The sequence below is a fragment of the Tunicatimonas sp. genome (assembly GCF_049647865.1).
Lineage (GTDB): Bacteria > Bacteroidota > Bacteroidia > Cytophagales > Cyclobacteriaceae > Tunicatimonas.
The window spans coordinates 1-1,589 of sequence record NZ_JBARYM010000112.1 but is presented as its reverse complement, the minus strand read 5'-3'; the positions used below and the strand labels follow the sequence as shown (position 1 = coordinate 1,589).

At 43.4% G+C, this 1,589-nt stretch carries 2 protein-coding genes; one reads left to right on the top strand and one right to left on the bottom strand.

From position 1 onward, the window contains the following. On the bottom strand, positions 1-648 hold a 648-nt coding region (locus tag WBA23_RS03735), incomplete at its 3' end, for a hypothetical protein (RefSeq protein WP_424580907.1). A gap of 230 nt (positions 649-878) precedes the next feature. On the opposite strand from WBA23_RS03735, the gene WBA23_RS03730 reads away from it, so the two are divergent. Further along, positions 879-1,427: an RNA polymerase sigma factor gene (locus WBA23_RS03730; RefSeq protein WP_424580906.1), complete on the top strand. Its 549-nt coding sequence runs from the start codon at positions 879-881 to the stop codon at positions 1,425-1,427. Positions 1,428-1,589 lie beyond the last annotated feature (162 nt).

Sequence of the window (1,589 nt, the reverse complement as noted above, 5' to 3'; positions counted from 1 at the left end):
CTTTTCACCCTCCTGCCAGGGGTTGGTCAAATGAGTTACCGAACTTTCGCTTCTTCGCCAGTAGACAATTCGATAAGCAGCTTCCGTGGAGAATGCTACGTGGGGGGATAGAAAGTACTGATAACCCAGAAAACCGACTGGACCCATCCGCCAAATTTTATTTTCCCCGTGATAATATCTGGATTGAATATTCTCATTAATAGGAATAGCTCTTTCGGAATGAGATACATTATATTGCATAAGCAAATCAGCTCCGTAGTAAACTTGATGCTTTCCCATCCATCGCTGCCATTCGTAGCCGGGTTGTATTAAAACGGTAACATCCGAAGATTCGCCGTATTGATCTTCACGGTGAAAGGAGTAAGCCTGCTCGTCAAAATCTGCTGCTACCCTCAGTCGCCAAGCACCGGGCAAGCGGTTGTCAGGGCTTACGTTGCGCCGGATAAACAGACTGGTCGCCGGAACGTTGTTTTTGTCCACTAGCCACAGTAAATCCAGTCCTACTCCCCAAGGCAAGCGGGGAGTTTCATCAGTGATGGTTGATTGTTTTTTCACCTTCGGGTTAGTAAAACCGGTTCCCTGGGCGACTGCTTGGCTACCTACCAGTAGGCATACTCCTACCAGCCCTAGCCATTGATACTTAGTCATAATGTGTAAAGAAAAGTGAGAATAGATGCCTACTCGTTTCAGGATTTTCGGCAAACTCCTTCCCAACTGAATTAGGAATAGTAAAAGGCAATTGTGCGTAGTTGCGCTACGGCAACTTAACTCACCACAATTAGTAAGCTTTTTTGGTAGAAAAAATATGTAGTTGTATCTTCATATAATATATACTGCGTTTTGCTAAAAAGTCACACCAAAAAAATAAAATAAGTTTTATGCCCCTCACCGACGAAGAACTGATGTGTCGGTTTAGACAACAAAAAGATGCTGCTCTGTTTACTGAACTCACTATTCGGCACCAAGACAGTATCATCCGGCAGTGCCAGCACTATCTAAAAGATTCCGAAGCTGCCAAAGATATTGCCCAGGAGGTACTAATTCGGGTGTTTACCAAGGCTGATACTTTCCGGGAAGGGCATTCGTTTAGAAACTGGCTGCGGGGCATTGTTCATAACCGGTGTATCGATCATCTTAACCAAGATAAAACCGAATTACACCAGGATATTTCCAGTAAGATTGCCGACACTATAGAAGATGAAACAACTACGGATCAGGTTGAAAAACCCACCGTAGAAATTCTAGAAGAGCTGCTAGACATGATAAGCGGACAAGATAAGCTGTTGCTGCTGCTCAAATATAAAGAAAGATGGTCGGTTTCAACCATCAGCCACTCATTAAACCTCTCGGAAAGCGCGGTAAAAATGCGGTTGAGTCGTGCTAAGGAAAAGATGCAGCTTCTACTGCTAAAATATCGACCTAAGTAAAGTTATTCGGAACATTCCCTCCTCTCTCATAATGTTTTCCTTAATATTGCACCCATATTAGGTAGCTACATTATGAAGAAATATTTACTGGCCGTAACTTTGTTGCTGGTCTACAGTGCGCTTACTGCTCAAGAAGATTCTATTCGCACTATTGAAATGGCC